The following is a 15,829-nucleotide window of genomic DNA, read 5'->3' as shown; positions in this document are numbered from 1 at the left end:
TATCAATTAATACAAAATTAAGTTAGATATGCGTGTTGGAAAATATTTTTTTGACACTCAAAAATGGCGTGAGCCATTGATATATCAACATTTATAGAGGGAGGCATAAAAATGAAAGTAAGTTATCATGGACATTCAGTAGTAAAAATTGAGACAAATGGCAAGACAATTTTAATTGACCCATTTATTAACGGCAATGATCTAACCGATTTAAAGGTGGCTGATCAAAAACCGGACGTTATTATTTTATCTCATGGCCATAATGATCATGTTGGCGATACGGTTGAAATTGCAAAAGCGAATGATTCACTTATTATTGCACCAGATGAATTATGTACATTTTTATCTTGGAAAGGCTTAAAAACACATCCGCTACATATTGGTGGCGCCGCGCAGTTTGATTTTGGTAAAGTGAAGCTGACACAAGCATTCCATGGCTCCTCTTATACAACAGAAGATCAGCAAATTGTTTACACAGGGATGCCAGCAGGGATTTTATTATTTATTGAAGATAAAACGATTTATCATGCAGGCGATACGGCTTTATTTAGCGATATGAAGTTAATTGGAGAACGTCATCCAATCGATTTAGCTTTTTTACCGATTGGGGATAATTTTACAATGGGACCTGAAGATGCGGCGACAGCGGTTGAATTTTTGAAACCAAAAACAGTTGTGCCAATTCACTACAATACGTTCCCATATATTAAACAAGATCCGCAACAATTTGTAGAGTTAGTTCATTCTTCGGAAGTGAAAGTGCTTTCAGCTGGAGATGAAGTAGAACTATAACAGAAAATCAGCGGAATTACAGCTTTTTCGCTGCCAAAACTACGTGATTGTTGTTAAGTTATGGTACACTAAAAGGTAGAAAGACGTTGGAAATTAGGTGATTTTTTGGTTACAAAACATGAGAAAATTATTCAGTACATCGAATCTCTACCAGTAGGTGACAAGATTTCAGTACGTCAAATCGCAAAAGACATGGCTGTAAGCGAAGGAACAGCATATCGCGCGATCAAAGAGGCGGAAAATAGAAGACTTGTTAGTACGATTGAGCGTGTAGGAACGATTCGTATTGAAAAGAAGAAAAAAGAAAATATTGAACGGTTAACGATGGCGGAAATTGTTAATATTGTGGATGGACAAGTTCTTGGTGGCAAGGGCGGTTTACACAAAACATTAACGAAATTCGTTATTGGTGCCATGAAAATGGACGATATGATGCGTTATACAGATGCCGGGAGTTTATTAATTGTCGGTAACCGTAGTGATACGCATGAAGCGGCATTAAAAGCTGGCGCAGCTGTATTAATTACAGGTGGCTTTGATGCATCGGAAAGTACAAAACAATTAGCAGATGAATTAGAATTACCGATTATTTCATCAAGTTATGACACGTTTACAGTTGCTACAATGATTAATCGAGCCATCTATGATCAATTAATCAAAAAAGAAATTCTGTTAATTGAAGATATTGTCGTAGCCATTCAAGACACCTCTTATTTAAAGGTAAATGCGACGGTTGAAGATTTCAATGAATTGAATTCAAAAACAACGCATGGTGGTTATCCAGTCGTTGATAAGCATCAAAAAATCGTGGGGATTGTGACGTCAAAAGACGTAATTGGTAAGCAAGAAAATGAATCAATTGACCGTTTAATGACGCGTAATCCGATTACAGTTACAATGAAAACAAGTGTCGCAACAGCTGGTCACCGTATGATTTGGGAAGGCATTGATTTATTACCAGTTGCAGATGAGCATGGTGTTTTACAAGGTGTTGTCAGCCGTCAAGATGTTTTAAAAGCATTGCAAATGGCACAGCGTCAGCCACAACATGGTGAAACAATCGATGATTTAGTGAAAAATGAAATTCAAATGTCTGAAGATTTCATGGATACAGTTGTTGATTTTACGGTGACACCACAAATGACGAATCAGTTTGGTGCCATTTCAAATGGTGCATTTACAACACTATTAGTAGAAGCAGGTGCGCAGGCGTTGAAAAAAACGAAGCGTGGTGAAAGTCTCGTTGAAAATATGACGATTTACTTCATGAAACCTGTTCAAATGGAAAAACAAGTACGTGTCGTACCACGTATTCTGAATTTGAGCCGTAAAGTGGTTAAAATGGATTTTGAAGCATTTTCTGATGATGTACTTGTCGCAAAAGCAATGATTACATTCCAATTGTTAGAACGCTAAAACATAAAAAAGTAGGCAATTTCGACTTTATCGAGGTTGCCTACTTTTTAATACCAAGGTTTTCCTTTAAAATGAAAGAAAAAGATGTTAGGGAGATGATTTTATGAAGCAAGAGATTATCGAGAAAATTGAACAATATGATACGATTATTATTCATCGTCATGTACGTCCAGATGAAGATGCATATGGCTCACAATTAGGATTAGCATCATTACTACGCACGAACTATCCACATAAAATGATTTATACGACAGGCTTACATAGTGCACCGCTTGATTATTTAGGGAAACCAACAGGCGTAGATGATGCAGCATATGAGGGAGCATTAGTTATTGTAACGGATACAGCGAATACAGACCGTGTAGACGATCAACGTTATACAACGGGTGCTTATTTAATTAAGGTTGATCATCATCCAAATGAAGATAAGTATGGTGATATGCGCTGGGTGAATACGGATGCGAGCTCATGTTCAGAAATGATTTTTGATTTGGCTAAAACAGCTGAATGGACATTAACCGCTGAATCAGCACGTTATTTATTCGCCGGAATTGTAGGGGATACAGGGCGTTTCCAATATCCAAGTACAACTGAATTAACATTTAATACAGTTGCAGAATTAATTGACTATGATTTTGACCGCTCGGCATTATTTAATGGCATGTATGAAGTATCATGCAATGTATTACAACTACAAGGTTATATTTATCAAAACTTTTCAATGGACGACAATGGTGCAGGATACATCAAGCTAACGAAGGAGCTATTAGCGCAGTTTGATGTAACGGTTGAGGAAACCAATAATCTTGTCCCTTCACTAGGAAATGCAAAAGGTATTGTTGCATGGGCAATGTTTGTAGAAGAGGACGATCAAATTCGTATTCGTTTACGTTCAAAAGGCCCAGTAATCAACACAATTGCGAAACAGTTCCGCGGAGGTGGTCACCCTGTAGCAGCGGGTGCGACGATTTATGATTGGTCAGAAGCGGATGATGTTATTCAAGCGATTGAAGCGTTATGTAAACAGCAGTAAAAGAAAAGAGGTTGATACGATGAACGTCGTCTATACAGAAATAGTTACGGCCGCGGATATGTTACAAAGTACGATTCGTATCGATGAATTGACACAAAAAATGACACAGCAACAGGTCCAATTGGCAGCAATCACCAATTCAAAGCTTTATGGTGTGCTGCCTTTTTGGCATGCGTTAAAAAATGCAGGTTTGTCGCCAGTTATTGGCTTAACATTGCATGTAACAGTGTCACAACATAGAAGACAGCTCATTGTTTATGCGAAAGATGTCCAAGGTTATGGGCAATTATTAAAATTATCATCTGCTAGTTCGTTACGTGAACATGGAGATATTCCACTTAAATGGCTACAAGGCTACCGAGTAGGATTAAAAGCAATGATACCATTATGCGATGCAACATGGTTAAGTGACCCGAAAGAAGATTTAGCAACGTTAAAAGCTTTATGGCTAGAAGATTGCATTGCTGGAGTCGCGCGTCCTGGGGGGCATAAATCGATAGAAGAAACGTATTACGAGGAACTTTGTAGTAATTTGAATTTACCGATAGGTGCGACACATAGAAGCACATTTTTAGAAGAAGAAGATGTATTGGCATTTGAAATTGCGCAGGCAATTGAAAGTGGTCAAAAGTTAAATGAGCGAGAAGCATTGGAAGAAACCGCTCGTTATCAATATGTACCAACGGCGCAGCAACTAACGGAATGGTTTATAGATCGCCCCATGTGGCAAACACAAATGTATGATTTTTTAGCAGATTGCCAATTAGAGTTGCCGACTGTGACATTTCATATGCCTAAATTCCCATTAGCTGAAGCGGAAACCGCGGAAAGTCGCTTAAAACAGCAATGTGAAGCGGGCCTTGTCAAACGCTTTGGACAAATTACAGCGGATTATGCGGAGCGACTACGCTATGAATTATCAATTATTAATAAAATGGGCTATGCAGATTACTTTTTAATTGTGGCTGATTATATTGAGTATGCGAGAAAGCGCGGGATTTTAACAGGACCCGGTCGTGGGTCATCAGCAAGCTCCCTTGTTGCGTATGCAATACGAATTACAGATATTGATCCATTAAAATATGGCTTATTATTTGAGCGATTTTTAAATCCAGAGCGTGTGACGCTACCGGATATTGATGTCGATTTCGCCGATCATCGTCGACAAGAAGTGATTCACTATGTAGCTGAAAAATATGGCGCAAATTATGTATCGCAAATCATTACATTTGGTACATTGTCTGCAAAAGCAGTGTTACGTGATGTAGGGCGGATGTTTGGCTTAACAATGGAAGAATTATCACACTTATCTTCTCTTGTACCATCTAAGCCAGGTTCTACCCTTAAACAGGCATTAGCAGAAGGCGGTCTTAGACAGTGGCGTGAGCAAAGTCCACAGCATGACAGCATCGTTTCGGTAGCACTTCGTTTAGAGGGACTACCACGAAATGCTTCTACTCATGCGGCAGGTGTCGTATTGTCACCGGAGCCACTTGTTGAAACAGTGCCAATCGAAAAAGGGCATGAAGGATTGTATTTGACGCAGTGGCCAATGCAAGAAGTAGAGCAAGTAGGCTTATTAAAAATGGACTTTTTAGGCTTGCGTAATTTAACAACCCTTGAAATGATTCGAAATATGATTTTTGCGGACACTAGGAAAACATTAAAATTCGAAAAAATCCCATTACATGATGCTAAAACATTTGAATTGCTACGTCGTGGCGACACATTAGGTGTATTCCAGTTAGAGTCGACTGGTATGCGAGAGGCATTACGGGAAATCGCACCAACGCAGTTTACAGATATTATTGCAATCAATGCATTATATCGTCCAGGGCCAATGGATTTTATTCCGATTTATGCACGTCGTAAGCATGGTATAGAAACGGCCGAAATGCCACATGAAGCATTGCGTCCTATTTTAGCTGAAACGTATGGTGTCATCGTGTATCAGGAGCAAATTTTACAAATTGCCAGCCGCTTTGCTGGTTTTACCATGGGCGAAGCGGATTTATTACGCCGAGCAGTTAGTAAGAAGAAACGTGAAACATTAGATCAAGAGCGTGCACATTTCGTTAAAGGAGCTTTAAAGCAAGGCTTTGATCAAGATATTGCAAATAATATCTATGATTTAATCGTTCGTTTTGCGGATTATGGGTTCCCAAAATCCCATTCTGCTGCCTATAGTGTAATCACATATCAAATGGCCTATTTGAAAGCGAATTTTGCACCATACTTTTATGCAGCCTTACTGTCTTCGGTTCTTGGAGATAAAGACAAAACAACAGCTTTTATGCAAGAGATAAAGGAGCGTGGCATTAAGCTATTACCACCATCGATTACGAAAAGTGGCAAGGGATTCCATGTTGAAAATGGGGATGTTCGCTTTGCATTAGGCGCGATACGGGGCGTGCCAAAAGCATTTTTAGAGGAACTAAATTATTTGCGGAAAAACGAGCGTGCTACATGGACCAATTTATATGCGATGGCTGCAGATTTTCCAGCAAAACAATTTAAAGAAGCAGCGCTTGAGCCATTAATTAAAGCGGGCGCATTCGATGAATTTGGAAAAGACCGCGCCGTACTTTTAGCATCGATTAAAGGGGCCATTGCACAAGCTACTTTACAGTCAGATTTAGCAGATGAGAGTGAAGATTTTCAAGATATTGCTTTATTTGGAACACCTAAGTACGCAAAAGCAGAAGCCCTGACAGAAAAACAAAAGCTAGAATACGAAAAAGAAGTGCTCGGGTTTTATTTATCACCACATCCTATTATGTCGTTAAAAAAATCACTTAGTATTGATAGTGTAACGACAAAAGATATTAGTTATGCAAATGCAGATTCTCATGTTCAATTGATTGCACTTATACAAAGTAAAAAACAGATTCGTACAAAAAAAGGAGAGCCAATGGCCTTTTTGCAATTAGAAGATGAAGAAGGAAGTATCTCATCAACACTATTCCCACGCGATTATGCAGCGGTGATGTCATGGGTTGAAGAAGAGATGACGGTTATTGTACGTGGTAAAGTAGAACGACGTAATGGTAAGAGCCAACTCATTATCAAACAAATTGAACGTATTTTAGAAGTTTAAATTACTACTAGGTATTAAAAACTGTGCTTTTGGCACAGTTTTTTCTTTACGAATGGAATATTTTTCGGTATGCTAATAAAAAGTGGTCAGACCACTTTTGTTAGCTATTTGCTAAGGAGAGATCGGGATGACAGAAAATCAATCAAAATCAAAAGTGTTTATTGAAACAGTGAATGACTTAAAAGGAATTATTCAAGAAGAAGGAATTAAACCAGGTGATAAATTACCTTCAGAGCGTGTGTTAGCGGAACGACTAGGTGTGGGGCGTTCGTCGGTTCGTGAGGCACTGCGTAGTATGGAATTACTTGGCTTAATTCAAACGCGCCAGGGTGGAGGCACCTATTTATCGGATTATCGTAATCACCAACTTGTTGAAGTGCTTGCACAGTTTATTTTGCCAGATGAAGCTGAAAGTGGTTATGTTTTTTCAACACAGCGCATTTTAGAGCGTGATGCTATTTGTATGGTAGCGCTGGATGAAAACCTATGTAAATCGCCGGTATGGGAAAGTCTTTTACATAATGTAATCGAAGGTCAAACGGTCATGCGTGAAGATATTATTCGCGAAATGATTGTGGCGACGAACAATCGTCTTGTTTATAAAATTTGGTTATTGCTAAATCAATATGCACTTCGTCCGTATCAAGGTACTACGACGGAGAACGAAAAAGTTCATTTAGAGCGATTTTTAAGCAATTTACGAATGGGCCAACCTGCCTTAGCGCTTGAAGCGTATGAGGAATGGGTAGACACATTAGCGAAGGAGCGATAGTTTATGAATATTCGAGAGATTTTTAAAAAAGGCAAAAAGAAAAAACATTTTGCAATGCCGCATGATGACGCGCGTTTAACGGAAGATTTGTTAAACTGTGAAAAATGTAATCATGTAATGAAAAAAGCAGATTTTACGGAAGTATTTGGGGTATGCGACCGTTGTGGCCATCATCATAAAATGCATGCACAAGATCGCTTGGCAATTACGCTAGATGAAGGCTCATTTGTGGAGTTAGATGCTGCGTTAGATTCAGCCAATCCATTAGAATTTCCGGGTTATCTTGAAAAAGTAAAAGTTGATCAACAAAAAACAGGCTTAACAGAAGCGATTGTTACAGGAAAAGGTAGAATTGGCGGCGAACAAGTAGTCGTTGCTGTAATGGATGCTCATTTTCGCATGGGATCGATGGGATCAGTTGTAGGGGAGAAAATTACACGTGCAGTGGAAACAGCAACGGAACTTGGGGTACCGTTTATTATTTTCACAGCAAGTGGTGGCGCACGTATGCAAGAAGGGGTATTGTCATTAATGCAAATGGCAAAAACAAGTGTTGCGCTTAAACGTCATGCGGATAAAGGATTATTATTTATTTCAGTAATGACGCATCCAACAACAGGTGGTGTGTCAGCAAGTTTTGCATCAGTAGGAGATATCAATTTAGCAGAACCACAAGCTTTAATTGGCTTTGCAGGTCGTCGAGTGATTGAACAAACGGTACGCGAGAAATTACCAGATGATTTCCAAACAGCAGAGTTTTTATTAGAGCATGGCCAACTAGATGCCATTATCGAACGTAAAAATATGCGTCAAACATTAAGCACATTTGTGAAATTACATACGAAAGGGGCAGCACATCATGGCTAAGCAACCGTTATCATTTGAAAAACCATTAATTGAGCTACGTGCCAAAATTGATGAATTAAAAAAATTAACGACAACAGAAGCGCTAGATTTTAGCGAAGAGATTGCACAGCTAGAACAGCGCTTCAGCGTTCTTGAGAAAAATATTTACACAAACTTAAAACCTTGGGACCGTGTGCAAGTAGCACGTATGGCAGATCGTCCAACAACGCTTGAGTATGTGGAATTTATTTTTGATGATTTCATTGAGCTACATGGTGATCGTCAGTTTGGCGATGATGCAGCAATCGTTAGTGGGATTGCGTCATTGAACGATGTGCCTGTTACAATTATTGGTCATCAACGTGGCCGTGATACAAAAGAAAATGTCCGTCGTAACTTTGGGATGCCACACCCAGAAGGCTATCGCAAAGCACTACGCTTAATGAAACAAGCAGAGAAATTTAATCGTCCAATTGTGTGCTTTATTGATACAAAAGGCGCTTATCCAGGTAGTCAAGCTGAAATGCGTGGGCAAAGTGAAGCAATTGCACGTAATTTAGTCGAAATGGCGGGCTTAACTGTACCGGTAATTAGTATTGTCATTGGTGAAGGGGGAAGTGGTGGCGCACTAGCATTAGGTGTTGCCAACCGTCTGCATATGTTGACGAATTCAACATTTTCTGTTATTTCACCAGAGGGGGCAGCTTCTATTTTGTGGCGTGATGGTTCAAAGGCACAGCAAGCCGCAGAGGCAATGCGTATTACAGCGCCCGATTTAAAAGATATGCATATTATCGATGAAATTATTCCAGAAGTATTAGGTGGGGCACAAAAAGACCCGAAACAGCAAGCTACATTTGTGAAAGAAACGCTCGAAAAGTCCTTAACAGAGCTGTTAGCGCTTTCAAAAGAAGAATTAATTGAGGACCGATATAAAAAATATCGAGAAATCGGTATTTTTACACAATAATTATTTCCAAACTGACAAGAAATCGGTATGATAGAACATAGAGAGAGATGTTAGACCTCATACGAGATATTTCTCGTATAAGCTCTAATTATCTCGATGAATGATTCGGCTGAGTCATAGCAAACTGCTATGTTCAGCCCATCTTTGTTTTAACTGACTATTAGGAGGTCATCCTATGAAGAAAATTGGTGTTTTAACAAGTGGTGGCGATTCACCAGGTATGAATGCAGCCGTACGTGCAGTTGTTCGTAAAGCAATTTATCATGAAATGGAAGTCGTTGGTGTTTACCAGGGCTACCAAGGATTGATGGAAGGCGAATTTAAACTACTTGAAATCGGTGATGTTGGGGATATTATCCAACGCGGTGGTACGATGCTTCATTCTGCTAGGTCATTGGAATTTAAAGAAGACGAAGCGCAACTGCAAGCAATTGAGCGTATGCGCGCAGCAGGTATGGAAGGCCTTGTCGTAATCGGTGGAGATGGCTCTTATCGCGGGGCATTAGCACTGAGTGAAAAAGGTTTCCCTACAGTAGGTGTGCCAGGGACGATTGATAATGATATTCGAGGCACGGATTATACGATTGGTTTTGATACAGCATTAAATACAGTCATTGAAGCAATTGATAAAATCCGAGATACGGCTACATCACATGATCGAACATTTGTTATTGAAGTAATGGGGCGTGACGCGGGAGATATCGCCTTATGGGCAGGTTTAGCAGGTGGTGCAGAAACCATTCTTGTTCCTGAAGAAGCGACAAATATTGATGAAATGGTCAAACGTTTGCAACGTGGTAAAGAACGTGGTAAAAAACATAGTATTATTATCGTGGCAGAGGGTGTTATGTCAGCGAATGAACTGAAAAACATTCTATTGGACAAAGGTATTGATACACGAGTTTCTGTATTGGGTCATATTCAACGAGGTGGTTCACCAACAGCGCGTGACCGTGTGTTAGCAAGCATGATGGGTGCACATGCGGTAGAAGTGTTAATGAATAATGTCGGAGGCCGTGCCGTTGGTATTCGTAATCAAGCGGTGGTAGACTATGACTTGAAAGAAGTATTTGAAACAGAACATCATTTAGATCAAGCAATGTTTAAATTATCAAAAGAATTATCCATCTAACTTACGGGAGTGTTCAACGAATGAGAAAAACAAAAATTGTATGTACAATCGGTCCAGCAAGTGAATCACATGAAACGTTAGTAAGCTTAATTGAATCAGGTATGAATGTTGCACGTTTAAACTTTTCACATGGTTCTCATGAGGAGCATGCGGCACGTATTCAAGCCATTCGTCAAGCCGCAAAAGAAACAGGCAAAATTGTCGGTATTTTATTAGATACGAAGGGTCCAGAAATTCGTACAAATAATATGGAAAATGACGCGATTGAACTTGTAACAGGTCAAACAATTGATATTTCAATGACAGAAGTGCTTGGCACAACAGAAGTATTTTCAATCACATATGAAAAATTAATTGAGGATGTTCACGAAGGTTCTGTCATTCTATTAGACGATGGTTTAATCGAATTACACGTAACAGGAACTGACAAAGAAAAAGGCTTAATTCACACAACAGTTGAAAATGCTGGAACATTAAAAAACAAAAAAGGTGTAAACGTACCAGGTGTATCTGTTCAACTTCCAGGGATTACAGAAAAAGATGCGGCAGATATCGAATTTGGTATTGAACAAGGCGTTGATTTTATCGCAGCTTCATTCGTTCGTCGTCCATCAGATGTATTAGAAATTCGCGAATTATTAGAACGTCACGATGCACATATTCGTATTATTCCAAAAATCGAAAACCAAGAGGGTGTCGATAATATTGATGGCATCTTAAAAGTTTCAGATGGTTTAATGGTAGCACGTGGCGACTTAGGTGTAGAAATTCCTGCAGAAGAAGTACCAGTCGTGCAAAAAAGCTTGATTCAAAAATGTAATAAACTAGGGAAACCAGTCATTACAGCAACACAAATGTTAGATTCAATGCAACGCAATCCTCGTCCAACACGTGCAGAAGCAAGTGATGTGGCAAATGCAATTTTAGATGGGACAGATGCAATTATGCTATCTGGTGAAACAGCTGCTGGTTTATACCCTGTAGAGTCTGTTCAAACAATGCATAAAATTGCATCACGTATTGAAGATACATTAAATCACAAAGAAATCGTACGTGCGCGTAGCAAACAAAATGGTGCAACAATGACAGAAGCAATTGCACAATCAGTTGCGTATACATCATTAAACTTACAAGTGTCAGCTATTTTAGCGCCGACAGAAAGTGGTGCAACAGCACGTGCTATCGCGAAATATCGTCCTGGTGTGCCAGTTGTTGCGGTAACTTCATCTGATGTGACGAGCCGTCAATTGACACTTGTTTGGGGTGTACAACCATTAACAGCGCCAAAAGTTACGTCTACCGATGAAGTCTTAGAATTAGCTGTACAGAAAGCACTTGAAAGTGATGTTGTAAAATATGGTGATTTAGTTGTTATTACAGCAGGTGTACCAGTTGGTGAAGCGGGTACGACGAACTTAATGAAAGTGCATATGATTGGCGATAAACTCACAAAAGGTCAAGGGATTGGTCGTGCTGCAACAAACGGTAAAGCACTTGTAGTGAAAAACGCAGCAGAAGCTTTAGCCGAAGATGCGACTGGTCGAATTATTGTAACAATTGGTTCAGATCGTGAAATGATGCCAGCAGTTGAAAAATGTGCTGGATTAATTACAGAAGAGGGCGGTTTAACATCTCATGCAGCAGTTGTTGGTTTATCATTAGGTATACCAGTAATTGTGGGTGTAAAGAACGCAACAACTGTTATTGAACAGGGCCAAGAAATTTCTATGGATGCAACTTCAGGTGTTATTTACAAAGGGTATTCAAGTATTCTATAACAACCAAAATATTATAATAAAAAAGCGAATGGTCAAAAAAGATCATTCGCTTTTTTGCTGGATTTTAAACGTAGAACGACTAGGAAAAAAGTGGACAATCGAGCAACAATAATGTTTATAACAGCATATAAAAACATTTATAGATGACGTAATAAGCAAGGTATATAGTGTGTGAAAAGTTACTTTTTATATAAAAAATTACATTAAAACCCTTTTAAGTTTAATATAACCATCTTGAAATTTACGATTTTTTCTAGAAAAAATCGTATTTCTCTACTAAAAACGCCAAATTTATTAAATGATTAGTTTTAATTCACAAAGCCGTCAAAATTGATTATAATAATTCATGTAAGCGATTTACTTATAGAATCATATAATTTTTTTGGGGTAATAAGTGGGAACATTTATTACAAATACTTATGATATGAATAGGAGCGATATTACTATGGCATCAACAAAAGGTTTAGAAGGTATCGTAGCAGCAGAAACAAAAGTAAGTTCAATCATTGATGATAAATTAACATACGTTGGTTACAGCATCGACGATTTAGCTGAAAATGCATCATTTGAAGAAGTGGTATTCTTACTTTGGAACACTCGTCTTCCAAATGCTCAAGAATTAGCAGAATTAAAACAACAATTAGCAGACAACATGGAAATCCCAACTGCAATCGTTGATTTATTCAAATCTATGCCACTTGATCAAGTGCATCCAATGGCTGCTCTACGTACAGCGATTTCAATGTTAGGAACATTCGATAAAGAAGCAGACGTTATGGAAACAGAAGCAAACTACCGTAAAGCAATTCGTTTACAAGCGAAAATCGGTACAGTAGTTACTACTTTTGCACGTGTGCGTAACGGTCAAGAACCAATTGCACCTAAAAAAGACCTTAGCTATGCAGCTAACTTCTTATACATGCTAAAAGGTACTGAACCTGAAGCTATCGAAATCGAAGCATTCAACAAAGCGTTAGTTCTTCACGCTGACCACGAATTAAATGCGTCAACATTTACTGCACGCGTATGTGTAGCTACTTTATCTGATATTTACTCAGGTATCACTGCTGCAATCGGCGCATTAAAAGGTCCATTACACGGTGGCGCTAACGAGCAAGTTATGAAAATGTTATCTGAAATTGGTTCAGTAGACAATGTTGAATCTTACATTCAAGATAAATTAGATAACAAAGTTAAAATCATGGGATTCGGTCACCGCGTATACCGTTCTGGTGACCCTCGTGCACCACACTTACGTAAAATGTCTGAAAAACTTACTAAATTAACTGGTAAACCAGAACTTTACGATATGTCAGTGAAAATCCATGACATGATCTGGGAACAAAAACACTTACCTGCAAACGTTGACTTCTTCTCAGCATCAGTTTACGATTCATTAGAAATCGAACATGATTTATTCACACCAGTATTCGCTGTATCACGTACAGCTGGTTGGTCTGCACATATTTTAGAACAATATGCAAACAACCGTTTAATCCGTCCACGTGCTGAGTACGTAGGACCTGGTTTACAAAAGTACGTTCCAGTTGAAGAACGCTAATAACTTAGCGAATTTTCGCTCAAATGCGAAATGCTTCAAATAGAACTGTATGATATAATGTAATAGTCAGTGGGCTTGTTCCTTATTGGACCAAGCCCATGATTATGATTAACTTTAGGAGGCGCAATTTACATGGCAAAAATTACTATGGAAAACAACGGTGTGTTAAACGTACCGAACAACCCAACAATCCCATTCATCATCGGTGACGGTATCGGTCCTGATATCTGGCACGCAGCTTCACGCGTTATTGACGCAGCTGTTAAAAATGCTTACAATGGCGAAAAATCAATCGAATGGTTAGAAGTTTTAGCTGGTGAAAAAGCATTCAACGCTACAGGCGAATGGTTACCACAAGAAACTTTAGACAAAATCAACGAATACTTAATCGCTATCAAAGGACCTCTTACAACTCCAATCGGTGGCGGTATCCGTTCACTAAACGTAGCATTACGTCAAACTCTTGACTTATATGTATGCTTACGTCCAGTACGTCACTTCGAAGGTGTTCCTTCTCCAGTTAAAAAACCAGAAGACGTTGACATGGTAATCTTCCGTGAAAACACTGAAGATATCTACGCTGGTATCGAATACAAAGCTGGTTCAGACGAACAAAAGAAATTATTAAACTTCTTACAAACTGAACTAGGTGTTAACAAAATTCGCTTCCCAGAAACTTCAGGTTTAGGTATTAAACCAGTTTCTAAAGAAGGTACAGAACGTCTAGTACGCGCTGCTATCAACTATGCAATCGATAACAACAAACCAACTGTTACTTTAGTACACAAAGGTAACATCATGAAATTCACTGAAGGTGGATTCAAACAATGGGGTTACGATTTAGCTGCAAACGAATTCGGCGATAAAGTATTCACTTGGGCTCAATATGATGCAATCGTTGAAGCTGAAGGTACTGAAGCTGCAAACGCTGCACAAGCTAAAGCTGAAGCTGAAGGCAAAATCATCGTAAAAGATTCTATCGCTGATATCTTCTTACAACAAATCTTAACTCGCCCTAAAGAGTTCGACGTAGTAGCTACAATGAACTTAAACGGCGACTACATCTCTGATGCATTAGCTGCACAAGTTGGTGGTATTGGTATCGCTCCAGGCGCTAACATTAACTACGTAACTGGTCACGCTATCTTTGAAGCTACTCACGGTACTGCTCCAAAATATGCTGGTCAAGACAAAGTTAACCCATCATCAGTATTACTTTCAGGCGTATTAATGCTTGAACACTTAGGCTGGCAAGAAGCTGCTGACGCTATTACAGCATCAGTAGAAAAAACAATCGCTTCTAAAGTTGTAACTTACGACTTCGCACGTCTAATGGATGGCGCTACTGAAGTTAAATGCTCAGAATTCGCTGACGAATTAATCAAAAACCTTTAATCCTTAAGGGTTATAAGAGGTGAAGCTTGCTTCATCTCTTTTTTTATACTCAATTACCATTTTATTGTAGAATAGGAGGATTTTAATATGTCTCATAAACGTAAAAAGATTTCTATTATCGGTAGCGGGTTTACCGGATCTACAGCTGCTTTTTTAGTAGCGCAAAAAGAACTTGGTGATGTGGTGCTAGTCGATATTCCACAAGCAGAAAATCCAACAAAAGGAAAAGCGCTTGATATGGCAGAGGCTGCACCAATTTTAAGTTTTGATTCACAAGTAACAGGAACAGCTAATTATGAAGATACAGCAGATTCAGATGTTGTCATCATTACAGCAGGGATTGCTCGTAAGCCGGGAATGAGTCGTGATGACCTTGTGAAAACAAATCAACGTGTCATGGAATCGGTAGCAAAAGAAGTGGCTAATTATTCGCCAAATGCCATTTTATTAGTATTAACGAATCCAGTGGATGCGATGACCTATACGGTTTATAAGGCATCTGGTTTTCCTAAAAACCGAGTGATTGGACAATCGGGTATTTTAGATACGGCTCGTTTTCGTACCTTTGTAGCAGAGGAGCTAAATATATCGGTGAAAGATATTTCAGGCTTTGTTTTAGGTGGGCACGGAGATACGATGGTACCGCTTGTTCGTTATTCTTATGCCGGTGGTGTACCACTGGAATTATTAATCGATAAAGAGCGACTAGACGCTATCGTGCGACGTACACGTGTCGGTGGTGGTGAAATTGTTAACCTCTTAGGTAATGGTTCTGCTTACTATGCACCTGCTGCCGCGATGGTAGAAATGGCAGAAGCCATTTTGAAGGACCAACGCCGCATTTTACCGACAATTGCTTATTTAGAAGGTGAATATGGACAATCAGGTATTTATTTAGGTGTACCGACAATTTTAGGTGCAGAAGGCATCGAAGAAATCATTGAACTACCACTGACAGATGAAGAGCAGCAGGCATTGAATTATTCAGCAGATGCAGTAAAAGATGTTATGCAGGCATTAGATTAAATAGCAAAAAA

Annotated in this window: 12 protein-coding genes; all 12 read left to right on the top strand. The window is 39.1% G+C overall.

The annotated features are described in order from the left end of the window. Positions 1-111: 111 nt before the first annotated feature. The 12 genes from ACFSY7_RS18395 to mdh all read left to right on the top strand — a co-directional run bounded on the left by ACFSY7_RS18395 (position 112) and on the right by mdh (position 15,818). Positions 112-792, top strand: coding sequence for a metal-dependent hydrolase (locus tag ACFSY7_RS18395; protein WP_126989212.1), 681 nt, complete (start codon positions 112-114; stop codon positions 790-792). A 105-nt stretch (positions 793-897) separates the two neighbouring features. Next, entirely contained in the window at positions 898-2,208 is a 1,311-nt protein-coding gene (locus ACFSY7_RS18390) for a DRTGG domain-containing protein (protein ID WP_126989213.1), read from the top strand. Between the two features lie 103 nt (positions 2,209-2,311). Next, positions 2,312-3,241 (top strand): DHH family phosphoesterase, encoded by a 930-nt coding sequence (locus ACFSY7_RS18385; protein ID WP_380149082.1) that lies wholly within the window; start codon positions 2,312-2,314, stop codon positions 3,239-3,241. A 19-nt stretch (positions 3,242-3,260) separates the two neighbouring features. Next, entirely contained in the window at positions 3,261-6,338 is a 3,078-nt protein-coding gene (gene dnaE, locus ACFSY7_RS18380) for a DNA polymerase III subunit alpha (protein WP_380149081.1), read from the top strand. Positions 6,339-6,465: 127 nt separating this feature from the next. Then, positions 6,466-7,110 carry a FadR/GntR family transcriptional regulator gene (locus tag ACFSY7_RS18375; protein ID WP_139992627.1) on the top strand — a complete coding sequence of 215 codons (645 nt, stop codon included), beginning with the start codon at positions 6,466-6,468 and terminating at the stop codon, positions 7,108-7,110. A 3-nt stretch (positions 7,111-7,113) separates the two neighbouring features. Further along, positions 7,114-7,977, top strand: a complete 864-nt coding sequence (gene accD / locus ACFSY7_RS18370; RefSeq protein ID WP_380149080.1) for an acetyl-CoA carboxylase, carboxyltransferase subunit beta — start codon at positions 7,114-7,116, stop codon at positions 7,975-7,977. Then, positions 7,970-8,926, top strand: coding sequence for an acetyl-CoA carboxylase carboxyl transferase subunit alpha (gene accA, locus ACFSY7_RS18365; protein ID WP_139992623.1), 957 nt, complete (start codon positions 7,970-7,972; stop codon positions 8,924-8,926). The genes accD and accA overlap by 8 nt, the downstream gene beginning before the upstream one ends. Before the next feature lie 175 nt (positions 8,927-9,101). Next, positions 9,102-10,058 carry a 6-phosphofructokinase gene (gene pfkA / locus ACFSY7_RS18360; RefSeq protein WP_126989218.1) on the top strand — a complete coding sequence of 319 codons (957 nt, stop codon included), beginning with the start codon at positions 9,102-9,104 and terminating at the stop codon, positions 10,056-10,058. A 20-nt stretch (positions 10,059-10,078) separates the two neighbouring features. Then, positions 10,079-11,836: a pyruvate kinase gene (gene pyk, locus ACFSY7_RS18355; RefSeq protein ID WP_380149079.1), complete on the top strand. Its 1,758-nt coding sequence runs from the start codon at positions 10,079-10,081 to the stop codon at positions 11,834-11,836. 445 nt (positions 11,837-12,281) lie between these two features. Beyond that, on the top strand, positions 12,282-13,397 hold the full coding sequence (gene citZ, locus ACFSY7_RS18350) for a citrate synthase (protein WP_126989220.1): 1,116 nt from the start codon (positions 12,282-12,284) through the stop codon (positions 13,395-13,397). A gap of 132 nt (positions 13,398-13,529) precedes the next feature. After that, a complete protein-coding gene (icd, locus tag ACFSY7_RS18345) occupies positions 13,530-14,792 on the top strand; it encodes an NADP-dependent isocitrate dehydrogenase (RefSeq protein ID WP_029499445.1) in 1,263 nt (420 codons plus the stop codon). An 87-nt stretch (positions 14,793-14,879) separates the two neighbouring features. Then, positions 14,880-15,818: a malate dehydrogenase gene (gene mdh, locus ACFSY7_RS18340; RefSeq protein WP_126989222.1), complete on the top strand. Its 939-nt coding sequence runs from the start codon at positions 14,880-14,882 to the stop codon at positions 15,816-15,818. Positions 15,819-15,829 lie beyond the last annotated feature (11 nt).

Source organism: Kurthia populi (assembly GCF_042686175.1).
In the GTDB taxonomy this organism is placed as follows: Bacteria; Bacillota; Bacilli; order Bacillales_A; family Planococcaceae; genus Kurthia; species Kurthia populi.
The sequence above is the reverse complement of the archived record's forward strand: the minus strand, read 5'-3'. Positions and strand labels throughout refer to the sequence as shown.

Excerpts from the sequence above, each read along its gene's own strand:
- ACFSY7_RS18395 (WP_126989212.1), top strand. The coding sequence starts at position 112 with ATGAAAGTAAGTTATCATGGACATTCAGTAGTAAAAATTGAGACAAAT.
- ACFSY7_RS18385 (WP_380149082.1), top strand. The coding sequence starts at position 2,312 with ATGAAGCAAGAGATTATCGAGAAAATTGAACAATATGATACGATTATT.
- dnaE (WP_380149081.1), top strand. The coding sequence starts at position 3,261 with ATGAACGTCGTCTATACAGAAATAGTTACGGCCGCGGATATGTTACAA.
- ACFSY7_RS18375 (WP_139992627.1), top strand. The coding sequence starts at position 6,466 with ATGACAGAAAATCAATCAAAATCAAAAGTGTTTATTGAAACAGTGAAT.
- accD (WP_380149080.1), top strand. The coding sequence starts at position 7,114 with ATGAATATTCGAGAGATTTTTAAAAAAGGCAAAAAGAAAAAACATTTT.
- accA (WP_139992623.1), top strand. The coding sequence starts at position 7,970 with ATGGCTAAGCAACCGTTATCATTTGAAAAACCATTAATTGAGCTACGT.
- pfkA (WP_126989218.1), top strand. The coding sequence starts at position 9,102 with ATGAAGAAAATTGGTGTTTTAACAAGTGGTGGCGATTCACCAGGTATG.
- pyk (WP_380149079.1), top strand. The coding sequence starts at position 10,079 with ATGAGAAAAACAAAAATTGTATGTACAATCGGTCCAGCAAGTGAATCA.
- citZ (WP_126989220.1), top strand. The coding sequence starts at position 12,282 with ATGGCATCAACAAAAGGTTTAGAAGGTATCGTAGCAGCAGAAACAAAA.
- icd (WP_029499445.1), top strand. The coding sequence starts at position 13,530 with ATGGCAAAAATTACTATGGAAAACAACGGTGTGTTAAACGTACCGAAC.
- mdh (WP_126989222.1), top strand. The coding sequence starts at position 14,880 with ATGTCTCATAAACGTAAAAAGATTTCTATTATCGGTAGCGGGTTTACC.